Raw genomic sequence first — 20,210 nt, 5'->3', positions numbered from 1 at the left:
GTGTGTCCTGTCAGATGCTCAGGTCAAGCGCCTGGAGCAGGTCAGGAGGCAGCTTGCCCGTCGCGACAAAGTGCGGGTTGAGCCAGGTGTCTCGAGCCGGATAGCCGAAACGCTGTCCGTCCAGGCCGAGAACCTGCCCGCCGGCGCCTTCGAGCACCGCCTGGGCTGCGGCTGTATCCCATTGACTGGTAGGGGCGAACCGCGGGTAGAGATCGGCGTTGCCCTCGGCCAATAGGCAGAACTTGAGTGAGCTGCCGATATTCACCAGATCGATCTGCTGTAGTGATGTCAGGCGGCTGAGCAGTGCTTCTTGTTCCGGACTGGTGTGTCTGCGACTGGCAACCACTGTCAAAGTCTCGCTCGTACTGCGGCAGCGGATAGCTTCGGCGGGCTCCCTGCCGGAGCGGCGCCATGCACCGAGCGATTGGCCTCCCCAATAGAGATTGTCACGGGCTGGCACGCCTACCACTCCAAAACGGATCTGCCCCTGCTCTATCAGCGCTATGTTGACGGTGAACTCATCCGTGCCGGCAATAAACTCCTTGGTACCGTCTAGCGGATCGACCAGCCAGAACCGTTGCCAGTGTTGCCGCTCAGTCAGGGGCACTTGCGCGTCTTCCTCAGATAGTACCGGGATCTCGGGCGTTAGCTGGCGCAGGCCCTCCAGAATCAGGTGGTGTGCTGCAAGATCCGCTGCGGTCACCGGAGAGTCATCGGATTTGGCGGTAACCTCAGGCTTCTGACGCCACCATTTCAATGTTTCCCGTCCCGCCCGCTCGGTCAGCGCCAGTAGTGCATCGGTATTGAAGGGCAGGCTGTCGAGTGAGCGGGTCATCTGTGCAGCTCTCCGCGCTGCTCGAGCAGGTCGCGCACAAGGTATAGTGCGGCGAGGGCGCGGCCTTCTGTAAAGTCCTCACGTGCAGCCAAGTCGCTGAGTGCGTAGAGGTCGACACTGTCGACCCGCATGGGTTCGGGTTCGTCACCCGGCAAACGCTTTTCGTAGAGGTCGCGGGCCAGCACTATGGCAATCTGCTGACTCATGTAGTTGGGAGACAGGGAGAGGTGGGTCAGATATTCCAGGCGGCGGGCGCCAAAGCCGGCCTCTTCCATCAATTCACGGTTAGCGGCATCAAGTACATCTTCGCCAGGTTCCACCAGGCCCTTGGGGACGGACATCTGGTAGTTGCCCATGCCGCCACAATATTCCTCTATCAAGACCACCCGGCGCTCGTCCTGCATGGCTATCACCATCACCGCCCCATACCCCTGGCTGCGGTTGACCAGGCGCTCGTAGGTGCGCTCGACGCCGTTGCTGAAACGCAGTTGCACCTGCTCGACGGTAAATAGTCTGCTCTTTGCGACGATCTGCGCCTCGAGGGTTTCGGGCAGTTTTGGCATTGGGTGCTCCGTGGTTAACAGCGTTTGGCTTGGGTATCATAGCGGCACATGTCACCAAAGCCCAAACGCCCATGCTGAACTGGAACAACATCGATACCGTCCTGCTGGATATGGACGGGACCCTGCTGGACCTGCATTTTGACAACCACTTCTGGGTCGAGTATCTGCCGCAGCGTTACGCCGAGCATCATGGTCAGTCGGTCGAGTGGGCCAAGGCCGAGATTTATCCTCTGATGAAGGAAAAGCAGGGGCAACTGGACTGGTACTGCCTGGATTTCTGGACCCGTGAGCTGGCCATGCCGATCGTTGAGCTCAAGCGCGAAGTAGCGCACCTGATCAGCCTCAGGCCTGACGCGGAAGTATTTCTGCGGGCGCTACAGGCCAGTGGCCGTGATGTGATATTGATCACCAATGCGCACCGTGGCTCCCTGTCATTGAAGCTGGAGCGCGTCGAGTTGCGAACCTACTTTCAGCGTCTGATCAGCTCCCATGACTTCGGTTTTCCGAAAGAGGCGCAGGCTTTCTGGGTTGCATTGCAAGCTGAAGTCCCCTTTGATCCGCAGCGCACGCTCTTCATTGATGACAGCCTGGGAATTCTGCGAGCTGCCAGGGACTACGGTGTCAGCCACCTGCTGGCGGTCAGGCAGCCAGACAGTCGCGGAGCCTTGCGTGATACCGAGGAGTTTGATGCCGTGGAGGACTACCGCGATCTGGCGGCAGCCTGCCAGGGCTAATATTGTTCAGCCTTCGCCCTTGGTCCGGGTCTGATTGGGCTTGGCGTTCTTTTCAATGTACTCGATGATCAATCCGGCGATATTGCGGCCGGTGGTTGACTCGATACCCTCCAGCCCCGGGGAGGAGTTGACCTCCATGACCACCGGGCCATGGTTGGAGCGCAGAATATCCACACCTGCGACGTTAAGGCCCATCACCTTGGCAGCGCGTACTGCGGTCATGCGCTCTTCCGGGGTGATCTTGATCAGGCTGGCGCTGCCGCCGCGATGCAGGTTGGAGCGAAACTCGCCAGGCTTGGCCTGGCGTTTCATTGCTGCGATGACCTTGTCGCCCACGACCAGGCAGCGAATGTCCGCTCCGCCCGCTTCCTTTATATATTCCTGCACCATGATGTTGGCCTTCAGGCCCATGAACGCCTCGAGCACTGATTCAGCAGCCTGCTCGGTTTCGCACATCACCACGCCAATGCCTTGCGTGCCTTCCAGCAGCTTGATAACCAGCGGCGCGCCGCCGACCATGCTGATCAGGTCCGGTATGTCGTCGGGTGAGTGAGCGAAACCGGTGACCGGCAGGCCAACCCCCTTGCGGGCCAGCAGCTGCAGTGAGCGCAGCTTGTCCCGGGAGCGGGTGATGGCGACTGATTCGTTCAGGGGGAAAACGCCCATCATCTCGAACTGGCGCAATACCGCCGCGCCATAAAAGGTAACCGACGCACCAATGCGCGGAATGATCGCATCGAAGCCTTCCAGCTCGGCGCCCTTGTAATGGATGGTCGGCTTGTGACTGGCGATGTTCATGTAGGCGCGCAGGGTGTCGATAACGCGCACCTCGTGGCCGCGTTCGCGTGCCGCTTCGACCAGTCGGCGGGTGGAATACAGGTTGGCGTTACGCGACAGTACCGCAATCTTCATGGTGGTTCCTTCAGGGGGTTACGGCGAACAGAGAGGTTTGGGGTTTTTCCTGGACAAATCGGCGGCCGGGATCAATTACCAGCTCGCCTTCCAGCATGGCGGTACAGCCCATCAACACGCGATAGCGCATGGATTTACGGCAGGTGAGCGTGAAATACACCGACCAGCAACGGTCACCGAGTACCAGTGGCGTACGTATGACATGACGCTCCTGCAAATGACCATTGGAGCTGCGGATGGATTTGTATTCCACCAGTTCCGCCTCGCAGCGCTGGGCCCGTTGTTTCTTCTGGCTACCAATGTGCGCATTGAAGCGCACCCAGGTTGCACCTTTGCGCTCGAACGTCTCGATATCACTGGCATGTAATGCCGAGGTTCTTGCCCCGGTATCTATTTTTGCCATGATCTGGTCGATGCCAAGCTCGGGCAGGCCAATCCACTCGCGCAACCCGATAACATTAAGGTGATCAAAAGTTTTCAAGCAGACAGCTCCTGGTGCATTTGGCGCGCATCATGGGGCAAGTCATGGGCGACGACAAGCCTGATACACTCGGCCTGAATGAGGAGTACAGACCCTATGGGCGATGATAGCAAGGTACGGTTGGATAAATGGCTCTGGGCCGCTCGATTTTTCAAGACTCGAGGTCTGGCGAAGGCGGCCATAGAAGGCGGCAAGGTGCAATGCCGGGGTGAGCGCTGCAAGCCCAGTAGAGAGCCGAAGGTGGGTGAGCAATTGCAGATACGTCAGGGCTTCGAGCAGCGTACGGTGACTATTCTCGAGCTCAGCGGCCAGCGGCGTGGGGCTGCTGAGGCGCAGTTGCTTTACGAAGAAACGGCCGACAGTCTTCGCCAGCGCGAGGAAGCTGCAGCCAAGCGCAAGGCCATGGGGCCCGGTCTGCTGATCAGTGAGCATCGCCCGAACAAGAAGCAGCGCAGACAGATCCATCAGTTTCGCAATGCACGCAATTCACCCGAGGATGGGTGAAGGGGTATAATCGCCATTTGCCAGGGGCTGATCATGGCGTATCAAGATACCACCCAACGTTTTCTGTTTGAAAACGCCGACGTGCGCGGCGAACTGGTCGCGCTGGAGACCAGCTACCGCGAGGTGCTGGCCAAGCACGACTATCCCGAGCCGGTTCGTGAGCTACTGGGCCAGATGCTAGCTGCGGCGGTGTTGTTGTCGACGACTATCAAGTACGACGGCCTGCTGATACTGCAGGCGACTTCTTCGGGTCCTGTTTCGACACTGATGGTCGAGTGCGCCAGTGACCAGGCCGTGCGAGGGATAGCCCGGTACGATGTGGATATGACCGATGGCAGTCTGGCCGATCTGATGCCCGGCGGCATCCTGGCCATTACCGTAGATCCCCAGGAGGGACAGCGCTACCAGGGTATCGTCTCCCTTGATGGGGCCACCCTGGCCGAGTGCCTTAACGGCTACTTTGAAAACTCCGAACAGTTGCCGACCAGGTTCAGGTTGCAGGCCGACGGGCGCTCTGCCAGGGGATTGTTGCTGCAGGCGCTGCCTGCCGATCGTCAGCGGGATCCGGAGCAGCGCGCAGCAACATGGGAACACCTGAATATTCTTGCTGACACGCTCACGGCTGAAGAGCTGCTGTCCCTCGATAACCAGACAATTCTGCGCAGGCTCTTTCACGAAGAGGACGTACGATTGTTCGATCATCAGGCGGTGCGATTCGAGTGCAGCTGTTCAATGGAGCGCTCGGGTAATGCCCTGGTGAGCCTGGGGCGAGATGACGCCATGGCATTGCTCGATGAGCAAAACGGTGAAATCGAGATCGACTGTCAATTCTGCAATACCCGCTATCTGTTTGATCAGGCCCGCCTGGAGGCGCTGTTTCACTCGGCACAGGAGCATGCCAGGCGGTTGCATTGATCAGCGAAGGCGAAATACATGCATTGCAACTCAAGTAGATAGTCAACGGCTATGGTCATGATGAATAACGAGTGCTGATCAGGTTTAGCGCGGCTGGTTTTTTTTTGGCATAATGGCGCGCCCGCGCGCTGACCTGGCGTACACACGAAGAGCTGAGGCCGATCTGTCGGTCCCATGGAGATTTCGGCCCACGCCGAACGAGGATGAGGTTTGATGACGCACAGTAACCATACGGTTTATACCGACCTGAGTATTCCACACCTCGTTGAGCTGGCTATTCAGCGTAACGAAGGTCAGTTGGCCGATAACGGCGCGCTCGTGGTCAAGACCGGTGAGCGCACCGGCCGTTCACCCATGGACCGCTTCATTGTCGAGGAGCCATCGACGCAGGACTCCATCGCCTGGGGCCCTATCAATCGTCCGTTTCCGGCTGACAAGTTCGATGCCTTGTGGAAGCGCGTTGCAGGCTATCTGGCTGAACGCACCAGTTTTGTGTCCCACGTGCATGTTGGCGCCGATCCTGAGCATTATCTGCCTGTGGTGATGGCTACTGAAACAGCCTGGCACAACCTGTTCGGGCGCACGCTTTTCATCAACCCGGAAGAGTTCAATCCGGCTGCCAGGGACCGTTGGCATATCATCAATGCGCCGCATTTTGTTTGTGAGCCCGAGCGCGATGGCACCAACAGTAATGGTTGCGTGATCATCAACTTTGCCGAGCGCAAGGTGCTTTTGGCTGGCATGCAGTACGCCGGTGAAATGAAGAAGGCGATGTTTTCGGTACAGAATTTCCTGCTTCCGGCCAAGGACGTTTTGCCTATGCACTGCGCCGCCAACGTCGGCGACGAAGGTGATACCACGCTGTTCTTTGGTTTGTCCGGCACTGGTAAGACCACACTCTCTGCTGACCCTGCGCGTAATCTGATTGGTGATGACGAGCACGGCTGGGCTACCGGTAGCGTGTTCAACATCGAAGGTGGTTGCTATGCAAAGTGTATCGACCTGTCGGAAAAGAATGAGCCAGTCATCTGGAAGGCGATCAAGTTCGGATCCATTATCGAGAACGTGGTCATCGATCCTCAGAGCCGGACTGCGGACTACGCTGATGTCAGCCTGACCCAGAATACCCGGGTTGCCTACCCGCTGAAGCACGTTGAAAAGCGTGTTGAAGCAAACCGTGCCGGTGAGCCGAACGCGATTATCTTTTTGACCTGCGATCTTACCGGTGTGCTGCCCCCTGTATCGATTCTGAACAACGAGCAGGCCGCCTACCATTTCCTCTCCGGTTACACCGCTCTGGTCGGCTCGACCGAGATGGGTTCCGGCGATGGCATCAAGTCGACTTTCTCCACCTGTTTTGGTGCGCCATTCTTCCCGCGGCCTGCCGGCGAGTATGCCGAATTGCTGATCAAGCGGATCAACGCCTTCGGCAGCAAGGTGTACCTGGTTAATACCGGTTGGACCGGGGGCAGCTACGGTACCGGCAAACGCTTCAGCATTCCTACCACCCGCGCAATCATCGCGGCTGTGCAGTCCGGTGCGCTGATTGGTACCGAAACTGAACACCTGCCAGTGATCAACCTCGATGTGCCAACCTCGGTACCCGGTGTCGATACCCATTTGCTGAACCCGCGTAATACCTGGGCAGATCCGTCCGAGTACGACGCGGCTGCACAGGCCTTGACTAAATTGTTTGTCGACAATTTCAAGAAGTTTGATGTTGCGCCCGAGATTGTTCAAGCGGGCCCGCAGCTCTAAGCCGCCAGGCGCTGCGTTGTAAAGCAAGACCAAGCCCGCCATTGGCGGGCTTTTTTGTAGGCGGGAGCGGGCCTCTGAGGAGGCTGGCTGCTATTTCGGCTGCTTTGGAGTGTGGGCTTTGCACGCTATTGGCTGGCCACTACCCAGGCTTTTTCAAGATAGTGTCCATAACCGCATTTTTAGGGTTGACAGTCTGACTGCGCCCGGTAAAATGGCGCGCCTTGGCAGGGGATATGTAACGACAGTTACTGCCCAAGTCAGGTTGTTTTAGGTAATTCCGCGATAGCTCAGTTGGTAGAGCAAATGACTGTTAATCATTGGGTCCCAGGTTCGAGTCCTGGTCGCGGAGCCATCTAGAACCGGATCGGGGTATAGCGCAGCCTGGTAGCGCGCCTGCTTTGGGAGCAGGATGTCGAGAGTTCGAATCCCTCTACCCCGACCACTTTTTTCCCGGATGTGTCGCTTGACATGTCCTTTGAGTACCGGGTCGTTAGCTCAGTTGGTAGAGCAGTTGGCTTTTAACCAATTGGTCGTAGGTTCGAATCCTACACGACCCACCACTCACTCCCTTTCGCTTCAATCATCCACGCAAAAAATATTCATCGGCATTTGGCCGACCTTTCCCGTGTCTGACTTTGCCGCGGCCTGCGTCTGCAGGGACGCGCCACTATGGTAGTGGCCACGCCCGGCTGCAGGGCTTGTGGGCTAGTGTAATTTCAGCCTTGGCGCTGTGCTGCTACCGATCCTGTCGCTGAGCATCAACATCAGGGTGCGTGGCACGCCGTACAGCGCCATCTGGTGCATTCGGTACAGGGACACATAGAACATCCGCGCCAACTTGCCTTCAAGCATCACGCTCCCTGTGAGGTTGCCCATCAGGTTGCCTACCGCGCTGAAGGTCGAGAGTGAGATAAGTGATCCATAATCCCGGTAGACGTATTCCTGTAACGGCTTGCCCTCTATTAGCCGTTTGAGATTTTTTGCCAGCAAGGTGGCCTGCTGATGAGCTGCCTGCGCCCGTGGCGGTACAAAACGTCCGTCTTCACCCGTAGGGCACGCAGCGCAATCGCCAAAGGCGAATATTCGTGAGTCTAGTGTCGTTTGCAGGGTGGTATAGACTGCCAACTGATTGATCCTGTTGGTCTCCAAGCCAAGGTGGGCAAGAAACGCAGGTGCCTTGATGCCCGCCGCCCAGACTTTCAGGGAAGCGGCAATGTGCTCGCCATTGGCCAGGAGCAGGCCTTCGTTGGTTACCGTTTTGACCGGCGATCCGGTATGCAGATGGACACCCAGCTCCTTCAAGGTTTGGGTCACTGGCTCGCTGATACGCTCGGGTAACGCCGGAAGTACCCGTGCACTGGCTTCCACCAGATTGATGTGCAGGTCTTCGGGGCGAATGCGGTTCAACCCATAAGCCTGCAATAATCGCGCGGCGTGGTGCAGTTCGGCAGCCAGCTCGACACCGGTAGCGCCGGCACCGATGATCGCGACATTGATCTTCTCGCTGATAAGCCCCTCGCTGCTGGCCTGCGCTTTCATGTACTGATTGAGCAGCAGTCGATGAAAACGTTCAGCCTGTTCACGCGTATCCAGAAACAGACAATGATCTGCGGCGCCTTCGGTGTTGAAATCGTTGGTGTTGCTGCCTACCGAGATTACCAGATAGTCGTAGCCGATCTCCCGTCGGGGGATGAGTTCTTCACCATTCTCGTCCTGGATTGACCGAAGGCAAATGACACGACGCTCACGGTCGATGCTGTCCATGGCGCCCAGCTGAAAGTGAAAGTGGTTCCACTTGGCCTGGGCCACGTAGTTGAGTTCATCGCCACTGGAGTTGAGTGATCCGGCCGCCACTTCATGAAGCAGTGGTTTCCAGATGTGGGTCATGTTGGTATCAACCAGGGTAATTCGCGCCTTGTTGCGCTTGCCCAGGTGTCGGCCCAGGCGGGTAGCCAGCTCAAGACCGCCGGCGCCACCACCCACGACCAGGATGCGGGGTAAAGATTCGAATGTTGTTGCTTGGGACATGGCAGAGACTCGACACAAAGAATGATTCCGGGTCGGTCAAGCAGCGGTACGCCCGTTACACCAGTACCAAGGAGGCGAGCATACGTGCGATGAGGCCCATGCCAATGACTGAAGCGAGAATGACTCCGAGCAACAGCCAGACATTGAAAGGCTTGCGCTCGACTCGGTTGGCCGGTTGATTGAGATACGCATCAACGCGTTCCTGATCTTCTGGATAGAGGCGGCTGGGCATGCTGGGACCTTTGGCTTGGGCGCAACGCAGGGTTACGGGAGCTGGCTTGACTGATAATGGCATTATTCTAGACCCTGACGACATATATTGCATCAGGCGCTTCTGCGTGCCTGGAGCGCGCTCACTGTATTTCGGGATATGAGTGCGTTACCGTAAGCAGTGAGTGGGCCGGGCCTTGGTGCTATGCTCCTGCGGATATCCTGACGAGGTTCCCCCATGCTCGCTGCCGCTCTGTTGACCCCGATACAGTTGGTGCTTGGCGCCACGCTTTTCGCTCTGGCGGCGCTCTGGGCATTGGCCCGGGTGTCATGGGTAGAGTTGCTGGCCGATGATCGTCGTCAACATCTGTTCTTCGGCAGTATCTTCGTTCTTTTTGTACTCTGGCTGGTGCGTCGCGATTTCGACAACGGACTGACCTTCCATTTTCTCGGACTGACTGCGGTTACCCTGCTGCTTGATTGGCCGCTGGCTGTGGTTGCCGGCGGCCTGGCGCAACTGGCGCTGGTGCTTCTGGGATTGGATGACGCTGAGGCTTTCGGTATCAATGGCATTCTTCGAGTGCTGGTGCCGGTGCTGATTACTGTTTTGATCAGCCGTGGTCTTGAGCGCCTTGAGCCGCGTAACCTGTTTGCCTATATATTTGTCAGCGGCTTTTTTGCGGCCGCTGTGGCTGCCGCTGCGGTGATCCTGGTAGGAATGGGGCTGCTGGCCTGGTCAGGAGAGCTGGCGCCCCCCTCCAGCTTGATGGAAGCATTTGGCTATCTGTTGCTGGTCGCGTTTCCAGAGGCGTTTATCAACGGTACGGTGATAAGCGCGTTGGTGGTTTTCTGTCCTGATTGGCTGGAAACTTTTGATACCGACCGCTATCTGCAAGAGCCGTTCGACAAACCATGATCCTGAGCCAGATCAATAACCCGGTACGCCTGATGTGCTGGAATAGTGATTTTTGAGCGGAGAATTCGAATGTCTGTCTACAAGCTGGCTGAAAAAATAGTTGTCGAGGGAGTCGAGCAAGCCCAGCGGGCTGGATACAGTGAGCAGGATCTGGCCAGAGCCCTGATGGCTGAGGTGCTCAATGTATACAAGCGTGAGCGCTCACTGACGGACATAGCCCATGAACTGAATTTCCTCGCCGAGAATCTCGACGAGGATACCGATTACGCCTTTATGCGGCCCTAGACTGGGGTAATGGCATGCGTGCGGGGGGCGGGCTTCTGTTTACGGCATTGTGACTTCGATTGTGCCGTTGGCATTCAGTGTTACGTCGGCCTGGCCACCCTCTACCGATGGCGCGATTGACTCGCTGTCTGCCATGCTGGCCATCTTGGCACCGCGATAGGCCATAGGTTGCATGAACTGGGTATCAAGGCTGAGGTTGACAATCCGGTATCCGTTACCGCCCAGGCTCTCGGCCGCTATGTCTGCGCGCGCCTGAAAGGCAGCAATGGCCTCTCGCATAAGCTGATTCTCGGTATCGCGACGCGCTTGCGGTGACAGGCTGAAGCGCATGTCAGCGAGGCTCAGATCATCCATGAGCTGGCCTGTCAGCGTGGATAGCGCAGCGAAGTCGGTGCTCTCGAGTACGATTTCGCCACGCTCGCGCCAGGCAACGATCTTTTCACCCTTTTCATCGTAAACCGGCTGGCTGCTGCGTGTGCCGCTGGACACCTCGATATTTTCGGTTTTACGTGCGGTGTTCAAGCTCTCGTTCAACCGCTCGGAAATACGTCGTGCCAGTTCGCTGGCATCCTTTCCCTGGTCTTGCGCGTACATTCTTACGGTCAGAATGTCATGGCTGACCGCCTGCTGTACTTCGGCCCGCAGCGACACCTGGTTGTATTGCAGTTCGTTGGCTACCGCCTGGGTAGCTCCCAGGGCGCAGGTCAGGCCAAGTAGGAGAGCGGAGAATGGCAACTTACGCATAGATTGCTTCCTGTGCAGTGTGATAAGTGGAGAGAGAATTGTAGTCAGTATTGGGGGTATGTGCTTGAGGATCTGCTGCGTAATACATTCTCGATAGTATCGGGTATCAGGCAGTGTGGTTTTGTGCGACGCTGTGTCGCACTTCAAGGACCCTCGTCCTGGTCCGTGGGCCACCTATAATCGGAGGTTTACTCTTGGTGCGATGGGCAGTCATGGGCTTCAATACTCTCGCTTTATCGCCTACCAGGCAGAACCTGTGGCGGCTCATACTGATCCGTCTGCTGGTTCTGCTGGCGCAGAGCATCTCGGTGATGGGCGCTTACCTCAGTGGTTGGTTTCCACTGCCCTGGACGGCGCTACTGATTATCCTCGGCATATCGGCGCTGGTCAGTATCCTGACGCTCCTGCGCCTTTCGCGTCGCTGGCCAGTGACGGATATGGAGTACGGAATTCAACTGGCCTTCGATGTGCTCGTGCACAGTATTCTGTTGTACTTTTCCGGCGGTCCGACCAATCCGTTTGTTTCCTATTATCTGGTGCCCCTGACTATAGCAGCAGCGACCCTTCCCTGGTTCTACACGGCTTTTCTGGCAGGGCTGTCAGTTTTTGCCTACAGCCTGCTGCTGCTCTGGTACGAGCCCCTTCAGGCGTTCGAGTTCACCATGGGGCGGGGAGTCATCAACCTGCACATGATAGGCATGTGGTTGAATCTGGCAATGAGTGCCGGTTTGATCACGTTCTTTGTGGTGCGCATGGCCGCCGCCCTGCGTCAGCATGCCGAGCGGCTGGCGGATAAACGGGAACAGGGTATTCGCGATGCGCAGCTGCTTGGTATTGCCAGTGTGGCAGCCGGAGCTGCACATGAGCTCTCCACGCCGCTGTCGACAATGAGTGTGTTGCTCAAGGATCTGCGTAGCGACTACCACGAGCCGGCATTGCAGGAAGATCTGGCTCTGCTGCAGGAGCAGGTAGGTCTATGCAAGGAGAGCCTGCAGCAAATGGTGCGTCGCGCCGAGTTGACGCCCAGCCACCCCGTACAGGTCGAGCCGGTAAATGCCTGGATGAAAGCGTTGTTGGCGCGCTGGCAGTTGATGCGCCCCGAGGCCTCATGGCAGTTGCAGCCCATGCCGCCCGGCGCGATACCGCTCGTCAAGGCGAGTCCGGAGCTGGGGCAGGCGATGCTCAATTTGCTGAATAACGCGGTCGACGCCTGTCCTGATGATATAACCATCGCCATGGAGTGGGACCAGAAACGCCTGCGCCTGCTGATTCGTGATCATGGTCCGGGGGTTCCCTTGCATATTGCCGAACAGATTGGCACGGCTTTCGTCACTACCAAGGGCAAGAAGGGGTTTGGCCTTGGCCTGTTTCTCAGCCATGCGGCAGTCGAGCGGATGGGTGGGAGCGTTAAATTATTCAATCAGGACACGGGGGGCACGCTGACGGAAGTCCTCCTGCCGATTGTGTGGGAGACAGAGCATGACTGAAGACATCGAACAGGAAGAGCAGCCACTGTTATTGCTGGTGGATGATGATCCAACCTTTACCCGGGTTCTCGCCCGGGCTCTGACTCGGCGTGGACTGCGGGTCAACACGGCTGGCGATGCCGAGGAGGCAATGCAGCTGGCAAGGCAGGAACAGCCGGATTTTGCGGTTCTGGATCTCAAGATGGAGGGCGACTCGGGGCTTGTGCTCCTGCCGCGGTTGCTGGAGCTCTACCCGGATCTGCGGGTAGTCATTCTTACCGGTTATTCGAGTATTGCCACCGCGGTGGAGGCAATCAAACGGGGCGCCTGTAACTACCTGTGCAAGCCTGCAGATGCCGATGACGTATTGACTGCGCTGCTATCCGAGCAGGCTGACCCGGAATCCCTGGTTGCTGAACATCCAATGTCGGTCGATCGCCTGCAGTGGGAGCACATTCAGCGCATTCTTGCCGAGCATGAGGGCAATATTTCGGCAACCGCCAGAGCCCTGGGCATGCATAGGCGCACCCTGCAGCGCAAGTTGCAGAAGCGGCCGGTTCGGCGCTAGGGGTTTGCATTGGGTTTTTTCCAAATTGCGTATAGGGTGGTAACAGGCTCATCGGAAACAGGCGATACTCCATGTTTGCAGCAATGCGGTCAGACAAGATGCAGGCGCTTCATCTCTTTTCTGATGAGGCGACCGGGCTGGAAGCTATCATAGCCATTCACAATACCCGGCTGGGGCCGGCGCTGGGCGGCTGTCGCTACATGCCCTATGCAAGTATCGAAGCCGCCAGCGCTGACGCAATGCGGCTTGCTCGAGGCATGAGCTACAAGGCTGCACTGGCTGGACTGGAGCAGGGCGGTGGCAAGGCGGTTATCATTCGTCCGGCTCACGTTCCAGATCGGGCAGCTCTGTTTGAAGCCTTCGGACGCTGCATAGAATCCCTGCGCGGGGGCTACATTACGGCAGTGGACAGCGGCACCAGTAGCCAGGATATGGACTGCATCGCGCAACAGACGGGGCACGTGACCAGTACCAGGCAAGCGGGCGACCCGTCACCCCATACAGCTCTTGGCGTTCTAATGGGCATCAAGGCTGCGGCGCGGCGGCAGCTTGGGCAGGAAAGTCTCGCCGGCGTGCGCGTCATGCTGCAGGGACTTGGCAATGTGGGCTATGCCCTGGCTGAAATGCTGGTAGCTGAAGGTGCCGACCTGCTGGTTGCCGATCTGGATGCCGGTAAGGTACGTATGGCAGAGGACGACCTGGGCGCCACGCCGATAGCCCCCGACGCCGTATTCGAAGCACCTTGTGATATCTTCGCTCCCTGTGGGTTGGGTGGGGTGCTCACACCCGCCAGCATCGCCCAGCTACGTTGTGCCGCCGTCGCAGGTGCCGCCAACAACCAATTGATCAACAGCGACGCGGCTGACCTGCTGGATGCGCGCGGTATTCTCTACGCGCCGGATTACGTGATCAATGCAGGTGGTTTGCTACATGTGGCACTGACTCACCAGGGCGTAGCAGCCGGAGAGATTGCCGCCCGGGTGCGCCTTGTTGGCGACCGGCTTGATAGTATATTCGCCCAGAGCTTAGCCGAAGGACGCTCTCCGTCGGAGATAGCCGACCACCAGGCTGAGGCAATTATCTACGCCGACTTAGCGCTTTCCTGAATATCAATTTCTGTCCAGGCCAAAACGCTTGCGCAGTCGTGCGTCAAGTATCGAAGCGGGCAACCAGCGCTTGAGCCGCACCATGCTGCGGCTGCTGGTTCCGATCAAGGCCACTTCCGGGCGCAGCGGATTCTTTATGTAGCCCATGAGTTCCCGGGAGAAGTCTGCAGCGCTGGTGGATGTCGACTTCTGCGAGGCCTTGGCGCGGGCCTGTACCGCCTTTTCCCATGGTTTGAACCAGGAATCCTCGGCGATGGTAATGGCTGCACTGGCGTTATTGCCGAAGTCCGAGGCGATTGCTCCGGGCATGACGGTAAGCACCTTGATACCAAAAGGTGCCAGCTCCAGACGCATCGCATCCGACAGCGCATGAAGGGCAGCTTTGGACGCGCAATAAACGCCCGAGAATGGTGTGGTTGTGACGCCTGATACACTGCCTATATTGACAATCAGACCCTTACTGTCGCGGAGCAGGTCACTCACGGCGCGTACCATTGCAACCGGAGCGAATACATTGGTATCAAACTGCTTGAGCAGCGTGGCCCGGTCGGCATCCAATATCGGTCCCATGGCGCCGTAACCGGCATTGTTGACCAACAAGTCCAGGCGGCCCGCCTCAGTGCGCAAACGCTGTGCACAGGCCAGTACCTGGGCATCGTCGTTGACATTAAGCTTCATGGCCATTGCCCCGCGTGCCACCAGAGCATCCAGGCTGTGCGGATCACGGGCGGTCGCCCAGACCTGATAGCCCTCGTCGAGGCAAACTGTGGCCAGGGCCTGGCCAATGCCGCTGGAGCAGCCGGTTATCAATGCGACGGGTTTTGTCATGGTGTGTAGGCCTTTGTTGTTATCTTTTGTCTGTTTCGATCAATCGTGAAAATGGGCACTCAAATCTGCTGCTCGGTAGCGAAGATCGGATGGGCGATAACCGCTGCGTAGCGGTGGAACGCGAAAGCAGCGCTCCCAATCACCGCCGGCCGCGACTGGCTCGCCAACACGATAGCCGCCACCGGTCACGCTGGAATCCAACAGGTTTCTTTGCTGGCCTGCCTGACCGGCGTGCAGTTGCCATTCAATATTGCTGGCAATCCGACCGCTCTGATTGTCGATCCGGACACGCAGAGGCTTGCCAAACTCACAGGCCTCAGGCTGATAGTCGATACTGATGTGCAGTTGGTCCAGGTGCTGACTGTTCTGCCATTGACGCACCCCGACAAATGCAGCGAGTATCAGGGCGAGAGCAACCAGCACGCCGCTTGCGGGGAGCATGATGCGGGGATAGCGTAACAGCAGAAATAGCCAGACAAGCAGCAGGACTATGCCCAGAGGCATGAGTGTCTCCTTCGCGGAACAGGGGTATGACTTTACCAGACCTGGCGCTTCAACACATCGCAGATGGATCCCAGCCGAATAATTCACAGCTGTTCTGCAGGCAGGCGCGAGCAAGAACATCGGCCGGTTCTTGGCGAATCATGGCGAGTATTTCACAGATACGTGGAAGATTGCCGGGGGTATTTCGTTGATGAGGATAAAACGCCGGCGCCATGTCCGGCGAGTCGGTTTCCAGCACCAGGCTGTCGATCGGCAGCTGCGCCAATACACGATGCATTCGCTTGGCCTGGGGCCAGGTAGCTGCACCGCCGAGGCCTATCTTGAAGCCGAGCCGGATGTATTCCCGAGCCTCCTCCTGGCTACCGGAGAAGGCGTGCACGATGCCTGCGCGGCGGAGTTTCACATGCTTGAGCAGGGCTATGGTGGGTGCATGGGCTCGCCGTACATGTAACAGCGCGGGCAGGTCGAAATCAGCGGCCAACGCCAGTTGGGCCTCGAGCAGATGCTGTTGGCGCTCGCGATTCAGTCCTTTCACGAAGTAGTCCAGCCCGATTTCACCTACGGCGCAGCATTTGGGGTTTCCAGCCAGCTGGCCCAGCCACTCACGCAACTCTGTCAGATGTTCATCCCGATGCGCTTCGACAAAGACCGGGTGCAACCCCAGCGCGGCATAAACGCAGGTTTCCCTCTGGCTCAGATCCCATACCTCCCGCCAATTGGTCTGGCTTACCCCCAGTACCACCAGGCGAGTCACGCCCGAACGGCGGGCCTGTTCGATAACGGCAGTTCTGTCGGCTGCAAAGACGGGGAAATCCAGATGTGTGTGGGTATCGATGTAGCGCATGGTTCAGCGCCGGGCGGAGGAGCTTGTAAAGGTGCCCGAATTCGGAAACAGGTTTTCGAGCAATATGGGGCGCCCGATATGGTAGCCCTGGGCGTAGTCCACACCAATGGAGCTGACCACGTCGAGAATTTCCGGACTGGAAACAAACTCGGCCACAATCTTCTTGTTCAGGAAGTGGCCCATTTCAGTGATGGAGCGCACCAGTGCGTAGTCGAAGTTGTCCGTGACGATATTGCGCACGAAAGTGCCGTCGATCTTGATGAAGTCGACCGGTAGACGTTTGAGGTAGGCATAGGATGATTGGCCCGTGCCGAAATCATCCAGGGAGAAACGGCAACCGATCTCTTTCATCTCGTTGATAAAGTCTGCAGCATCCTCGAGGTTGTCGATGGCCGCGGTTTCGGTAACCTCGAAGATCAACTTGTCGCGTGGTACATCAAAGCGCACCAGAGAAGCAAAGATAAAGTCGAGGAAGGAGTCATCGTTGAGCGAGCACCCCGACAAGTTGATAGAGAAACCGCCAAACTCATCCAGCTCCTCCCTGTGCTCGGCCATCCAGCTGAGCACGGTTTCAATTACCCACCGATCCACCGCGCCCATTCGATTGTATTCTTCGGCGGCACGGATGAAATCGGCAGGCGGCAGGTGCTCGCCATTCTCGTCTACTACGGTGAGCAGGGTTTCGTAGTGCATGTCGACTGCCCTGTCGCTCTGGATGGGCTGGATTTTCTGACAGCGGACTTTCAGCAGGCCCTCATCCAGGGCGTGGTTGATGCGGGTGACCCAGGAAATCACCTCGTCGCGCTCGCGGAAACGGGTGTCACCCGGCTTGATCGTCTGAATATCCCGGTGGCCGGATCTTTTGCTCAGGTCTGCTGCTGATTCAACTGTTCTCAGCAGCTCCATAGGATCTACGGCATCGCCATCAACAGCCATCATGGCCACAGCGGACTGTATGGTAAAACTGTGCTCACCGCTGACAAATCGACTGCGCTCCACAGCGTTTTTAAGCTGCTCGGCGGTCTGATGGTCCGCCTGACGGGATTGGGAGGGAAGAAGCACGCAGAACTGATCAACACCTACCCGTCCGGCAATAGCCTCCGGTTCCAGTTCAGCCATGATGGTCGCGGCGATATCCCGCAGGAACTGGTCGCCTACCTCATAGCCACAGGTATTGTTGATCAGCTTGAACTGCATGATGTCGATGAAAATCAGGATATAGCGGTTCTTTCCTTCCCGAGCCTGGTCGACGCTCTGCGTCAACCAGCGGACAAATTCGCGGCGGGTGCGCAGGCCGGTCAGCGGGTCGTGCGCGGTTTCCAGCGCCAGCTTGTCATAAACCTTCTGGACCAGCGCGTCGAGCCCCTGTTCGAGGGCCGGCATGCTCTCGTCGTTGAGGATGCTGAGGCGGCCGTCGCGAAGTCGTTCGGCGACCTCTTCGAGCGTCAGTTCAGCGGCCTTCATACCACGATGGTTGCTGAATACATAGCGGCTGCACGCTTCGGCGACCCAGGCCAGATAGAGCAGCTGTGGCTCGGAGTCGGGCGCATTGCCTTCCAGCCATTGACCCACTTTCAGGTTGCGTGCGCGCTTGAGCCACCGTTGCAGCTGACGATCCTGTGCCCCGCCACCAGATGGCTCCTCCTGCAAGGGGCTGACAAACTGCACCTGATTGATTGAGGGATCATCCGGGTTGGCCAGTAACATTTCCAGGTTGCGCACCAGGGTCTTGTGACCCAGCCCTGAGTGGGGGATCTTTGACAGTCCCTTGGCGATCAGCCCCAGCAGCTTCTGCGAACTGAAGCGCAGACGGCTCTCGTCGTACGCCCCGGGCACGGTTCGCACCAGTAGTTGATCAATCACTACCAGGGTCATTTCCCACGCCAGGCTGGAGACCCCTTCACGCAGGTAGCTGAGACGCATCAGCTCCTTCCAGCCATTATCCACCAGGTCGATTATCGGCTGGGCGACAGGCTGCGATCCGAGCAGACGGTACAGCTCCCAGTCAATCAGCAGATTGGCCTGGACGATCCGCTGCTGGCCCTCACAGGCTTCGGTTACACGGGTCAGGTTGCGTTCGAAAAAGTGTTTTTCACGCCCAACCAGTTCGTCCAGACTTTCCAGAGCACGGGTAAAGCCGCTGTTATCGTCACCCTGGTCCTGCAGAAGGCTGGCAATGGTGTCGATAATGACGGGGCGGTTCTGGTTGATATTGATGCTGCGTCTGTCTGATAGCAAAGCCAGGTAGTTGACTGTCTGACGCGCCGGGTGAAAGTCTGCGGAGAACAGAGTCGGGTCCTTGAGCATGACCTTGAGGATCGGAACCTCGAGTTTGCGCAATTCATGTCGGAGGTCTTCGAGCACCCGTTCGTTCTGAACAATATTGTCGAACAGTCCTTCGACCATGTCTGCAGAGTCACACTCATGGCTGCTGACCTTGCCATCTATCCCACCGGCTTCAAGCAGATAGCGCTTCAGGGCGCCGGGTTCATCCAGCCGTGCAGACCCTCTGAGGACGTCATTTTGCACCTGATGCAGCGCATCGAGCACTTCTATCTGGGGAGGACCCGACGGCGTAATATCCTCGACTGCAGGGCGGCTTGTGCCGCTGGGGGCGCCGGACAGATGGCGCTGCATCGACCAGAGACGGGATGCCGCGGTAAAGGCGGCCTTTATACGTCCGACCGGACTGCTTGCGGGTTGTACCTGGCCGCCAATGCTGGCGAAAGAACCTGTATGGCGGGTGGTGCCCGGGGCGTCCGCGTCGCCCCCGGTTCTTTGCTCTTCGACGATGGCTGTTGGGGTCAGTGTGGGTGCTGTTGGTTCCTGCGCCGTTGGCACATTGGAAACCCTGTCGGCCTGAGACGGATGCGCATTCTGGCTGGCCAGGTAGCGACTGACGTTGAGATCGGGCAGCACTCCGGCGTCGATCAGCAGCCCATTGAGTGCCGTATAGACAGCATCAAGCTCCAACAATATGACTTCGTGAAAAACCTGAAAAATCAGCCTTAGTGCCTGGTTGCCCAGATGCAGATGGCGGATTGCATCTGCCAGGGCAAGCCCCAGAGCCGATGGCGAATAGGGGTTACTGACCTCGGGAGTCTGCGGGTTCGAGAATGCGGCATCCAGGCGAAGCTGCAATTCGAGCAGTTGTGAACGCAGGTGTAGTTCCGCCTTGGAAATCGAAACGCGGACCACCAGCCAGTCTTCGAATTCGTCTTTCTCGATCAGAGCCAATGTCGACCGTGTATGTCCGGGCTGTTCGTCAGCGCCCACCTGGCCAGCCTGCGATATGCCGGTAAGGGCTAGTGCTTCGCTGGTAACCGAGTCGATAACCTGAGATCCGATGCGTGATTCCTGCACGTGCAGCAGGGCTCGGGCGTCGAGTAGTTTCTGGCGTCCATCGAGTGTTTTGCCTGCATCTGCTTCCTGGCCCAGCACATCGTCCAGGTGCTTGAAAAAGTGCGGCATATGGGTGTCGAAAAAGCGGCGTACCAACTGGTTTGTGCCGCCTATAAGGCTCGCTTGCCGTGCGTGGGTCAGCGGGCGCTGACCAGGGGTAGGATGCCAGTGCGCACTATCGCTCGTTGCGGTTTGTTGCAACATGTCCAGCTGTGGAGGATTGTCCTGATGAAATCGCAGACCAATGCCATTTCCGGAAGCATGGACGATATGGACGGGGACCTGAGTGCGGTCAGCACCTCTGCCAAACAGAACAGCCGTATTGATAGTGCTGTTATCGACCAGTGCATGCAGCTGCCTTGTGCGACGGACGTCATTGAGCGAAAGCAGTAGTCCGCCCTGACTGAAATCCTTGATGCAGCAGCCAAAGTCCTCGATTCCATCGACGCGGAAGATGGCATCTATCGAAACACTCTGGCGCGCGTATCGCCTTTTATCCACAACTGAATCCTGATAACGACCGCTGGAAATTTCCTTGCGTTTCAGTCTAGCGCTGTTAGACCGGAAAATCAGTCAATATGCGAGAACGCATTAAATATTCACCTCT

20 protein-coding genes and 3 tRNA genes are annotated in these 20,210 nt (G+C 57.7%); 12 read left to right on the top strand and 11 right to left on the bottom strand.

Features of this window, described 5'->3' with window-relative positions; genetic code table 11:
• Positions 1–10: 10 nt before the first annotated feature.
• Both cysQ and nudE read right to left on the bottom strand, forming a co-directional pair.
• Positions 11–835, bottom strand: coding sequence for a 3'(2'),5'-bisphosphate nucleotidase CysQ (gene cysQ, locus IEV54_RS13060; RefSeq protein WP_150278021.1), 825 nt, complete (start codon positions 833–835; stop codon positions 11–13).
• The gene (gene nudE / locus IEV54_RS13055; RefSeq protein ID WP_150278022.1) at positions 832–1,398 is read right to left on the bottom strand and encodes an ADP compounds hydrolase NudE; all 567 of its coding nucleotides are present in this window, start codon (positions 1,396–1,398) and stop codon (positions 832–834) included. The genes cysQ and nudE overlap by 4 nt, the downstream gene beginning before the upstream one ends.
• Before the next feature lie 71 nt (positions 1,399–1,469).
• Here nudE and yrfG point away from each other — a divergent pair, with 71 nt between their 5' ends.
• Complete coding sequence (gene yrfG / locus IEV54_RS13050) at positions 1,470–2,132, top strand: GMP/IMP nucleotidase (RefSeq protein ID WP_150278023.1); 663 nt, start codon at positions 1,470–1,472, stop codon at positions 2,130–2,132.
• A 6-nt stretch (positions 2,133–2,138) separates the two neighbouring features.
• Here yrfG and rimK read toward each other — a convergent pair whose 3' ends face one another.
• Positions 2,139–3,044 carry a 30S ribosomal protein S6--L-glutamate ligase gene (gene rimK, locus IEV54_RS13045; protein WP_150278024.1) on the bottom strand — a complete coding sequence of 302 codons (906 nt, stop codon included), beginning with the start codon at positions 3,042–3,044 and terminating at the stop codon, positions 2,139–2,141.
• A 10-nt stretch (positions 3,045–3,054) separates the two neighbouring features.
• Positions 3,055–3,525: a retropepsin-like aspartic endopeptidase RimB gene (rimB, locus tag IEV54_RS13040; RefSeq protein WP_150278025.1), complete on the bottom strand. Its 471-nt coding sequence runs from the start codon at positions 3,523–3,525 to the stop codon at positions 3,055–3,057.
• Positions 3,526–3,621: 96 nt separating this feature from the next.
• On the opposite strand from rimB, the gene IEV54_RS13035 reads away from it, so the two are divergent.
• The 6 genes from IEV54_RS13035 to IEV54_RS13010 all read left to right on the top strand — a co-directional run bounded on the left by IEV54_RS13035 (position 3,622) and on the right by IEV54_RS13010 (position 7,262).
• Positions 3,622–4,029, top strand: coding sequence for an RNA-binding S4 domain-containing protein (locus IEV54_RS13035; RefSeq protein WP_150278026.1), 408 nt, complete (start codon positions 3,622–3,624; stop codon positions 4,027–4,029).
• A gap of 33 nt (positions 4,030–4,062) precedes the next feature.
• Positions 4,063–4,944, top strand: coding sequence for an Hsp33 family molecular chaperone HslO (gene hslO, locus IEV54_RS13030; RefSeq protein WP_150278027.1), 882 nt, complete (start codon positions 4,063–4,065; stop codon positions 4,942–4,944).
• A 213-nt stretch (positions 4,945–5,157) separates the two neighbouring features.
• On the top strand, positions 5,158–6,702 hold the full coding sequence (locus IEV54_RS13025; RefSeq protein WP_150278028.1) for a phosphoenolpyruvate carboxykinase: 1,545 nt from the start codon (positions 5,158–5,160) through the stop codon (positions 6,700–6,702).
• A 276-nt stretch (positions 6,703–6,978) separates the two neighbouring features.
• Positions 6,979–7,054, top strand: a tRNA-Asn gene (locus tag IEV54_RS13020).
• Between the two features lie 13 nt (positions 7,055–7,067).
• Positions 7,068–7,144, top strand: a tRNA-Pro gene (locus IEV54_RS13015).
• Positions 7,145–7,186: 42 nt separating this feature from the next.
• A tRNA-Lys gene (locus IEV54_RS13010) sits at positions 7,187–7,262 on the top strand.
• A 145-nt stretch (positions 7,263–7,407) separates the two neighbouring features.
• Here IEV54_RS13010 and IEV54_RS13005 read toward each other — a convergent pair.
• On the bottom strand, positions 7,408–8,730 hold the full coding sequence (locus IEV54_RS13005; protein ID WP_150278029.1) for an NAD(P)/FAD-dependent oxidoreductase: 1,323 nt from the start codon (positions 8,728–8,730) through the stop codon (positions 7,408–7,410).
• Between the two features lie 55 nt (positions 8,731–8,785).
• Positions 8,786–8,962: a DUF3094 family protein gene (locus IEV54_RS13000; protein ID WP_150278030.1), complete on the bottom strand. Its 177-nt coding sequence runs from the start codon at positions 8,960–8,962 to the stop codon at positions 8,786–8,788.
• A gap of 216 nt (positions 8,963–9,178) precedes the next feature.
• On the opposite strand from IEV54_RS13000, the gene IEV54_RS12995 reads away from it, so the two are divergent.
• Together IEV54_RS12995 and IEV54_RS12990 are read left to right on the top strand one after the other, a co-directional pair.
• Positions 9,179–9,856: an energy-coupling factor ABC transporter permease gene (locus IEV54_RS12995; RefSeq protein ID WP_150278031.1), complete on the top strand. Its 678-nt coding sequence runs from the start codon at positions 9,179–9,181 to the stop codon at positions 9,854–9,856.
• 69 nt (positions 9,857–9,925) lie between these two features.
• Positions 9,926–10,141 carry a hypothetical protein gene (locus tag IEV54_RS12990; RefSeq protein WP_150278032.1) on the top strand — a complete coding sequence of 72 codons (216 nt, stop codon included), beginning with the start codon at positions 9,926–9,928 and terminating at the stop codon, positions 10,139–10,141.
• A gap of 39 nt (positions 10,142–10,180) precedes the next feature.
• On the opposite strand, the gene IEV54_RS12985 is transcribed toward IEV54_RS12990, so the two are convergent.
• Positions 10,181–10,885: an SIMPL domain-containing protein gene (locus tag IEV54_RS12985; RefSeq protein ID WP_150278033.1), complete on the bottom strand. Its 705-nt coding sequence runs from the start codon at positions 10,883–10,885 to the stop codon at positions 10,181–10,183.
• A 212-nt stretch (positions 10,886–11,097) separates the two neighbouring features.
• Between IEV54_RS12985 and IEV54_RS12980 the strand changes: the two genes are divergently transcribed.
• From IEV54_RS12980 to IEV54_RS12970, 3 genes are all read left to right on the top strand, one after another.
• Positions 11,098–12,372 carry an ATP-binding protein gene (locus tag IEV54_RS12980; RefSeq protein WP_150278200.1) on the top strand — a complete coding sequence of 425 codons (1,275 nt, stop codon included), beginning with the start codon at positions 11,098–11,100 and terminating at the stop codon, positions 12,370–12,372.
• Positions 12,365–12,919 carry a response regulator transcription factor gene (locus IEV54_RS12975; protein ID WP_150278034.1) on the top strand — a complete coding sequence of 185 codons (555 nt, stop codon included), beginning with the start codon at positions 12,365–12,367 and terminating at the stop codon, positions 12,917–12,919. The genes IEV54_RS12980 and IEV54_RS12975 overlap by 8 nt, the downstream gene beginning before the upstream one ends.
• Positions 12,920–12,990: 71 nt before the next feature.
• Positions 12,991–14,025: a Leu/Phe/Val dehydrogenase gene (locus IEV54_RS12970; protein ID WP_150278035.1), complete on the top strand. Its 1,035-nt coding sequence runs from the start codon at positions 12,991–12,993 to the stop codon at positions 14,023–14,025.
• Between the two features lie 3 nt (positions 14,026–14,028).
• Here IEV54_RS12970 and IEV54_RS12965 read toward each other — a convergent pair whose 3' ends face one another.
• The 4 genes from IEV54_RS12965 to IEV54_RS12950 are packed head-to-tail and all read right to left on the bottom strand — an operon-like array spanning position 14,029 to position 20,104.
• Positions 14,029–14,853, bottom strand: coding sequence for an SDR family oxidoreductase (locus IEV54_RS12965; protein WP_150278036.1), 825 nt, complete (start codon positions 14,851–14,853; stop codon positions 14,029–14,031).
• 39 nt (positions 14,854–14,892) lie between these two features.
• Complete coding sequence (locus IEV54_RS12960) at positions 14,893–15,357, bottom strand: hypothetical protein (protein ID WP_150278037.1); 465 nt, start codon at positions 15,355–15,357, stop codon at positions 14,893–14,895.
• A gap of 49 nt (positions 15,358–15,406) precedes the next feature.
• Positions 15,407–16,201, bottom strand: a complete 795-nt coding sequence (locus tag IEV54_RS12955; protein ID WP_150278038.1) for a TatD family hydrolase — start codon at positions 16,199–16,201, stop codon at positions 15,407–15,409.
• 3 nt (positions 16,202–16,204) lie between these two features.
• On the bottom strand, positions 16,205–20,104 hold the full coding sequence (locus tag IEV54_RS12950) for a DUF1631 family protein (protein WP_150278039.1): 3,900 nt from the start codon (positions 20,102–20,104) through the stop codon (positions 16,205–16,207).
• Positions 20,105–20,210: the final 106 nt, after the last annotated feature.

It is taken from the genome of Halopseudomonas salina (assembly GCF_014637955.1).
GTDB classification, from domain to species: domain Bacteria; phylum Pseudomonadota; class Gammaproteobacteria; order Pseudomonadales; family Pseudomonadaceae; genus Halopseudomonas; species Halopseudomonas salina.
The sequence above is the reverse complement of the archived record's forward strand: the minus strand, read 5'-3'. Positions and strand labels throughout refer to the sequence as shown.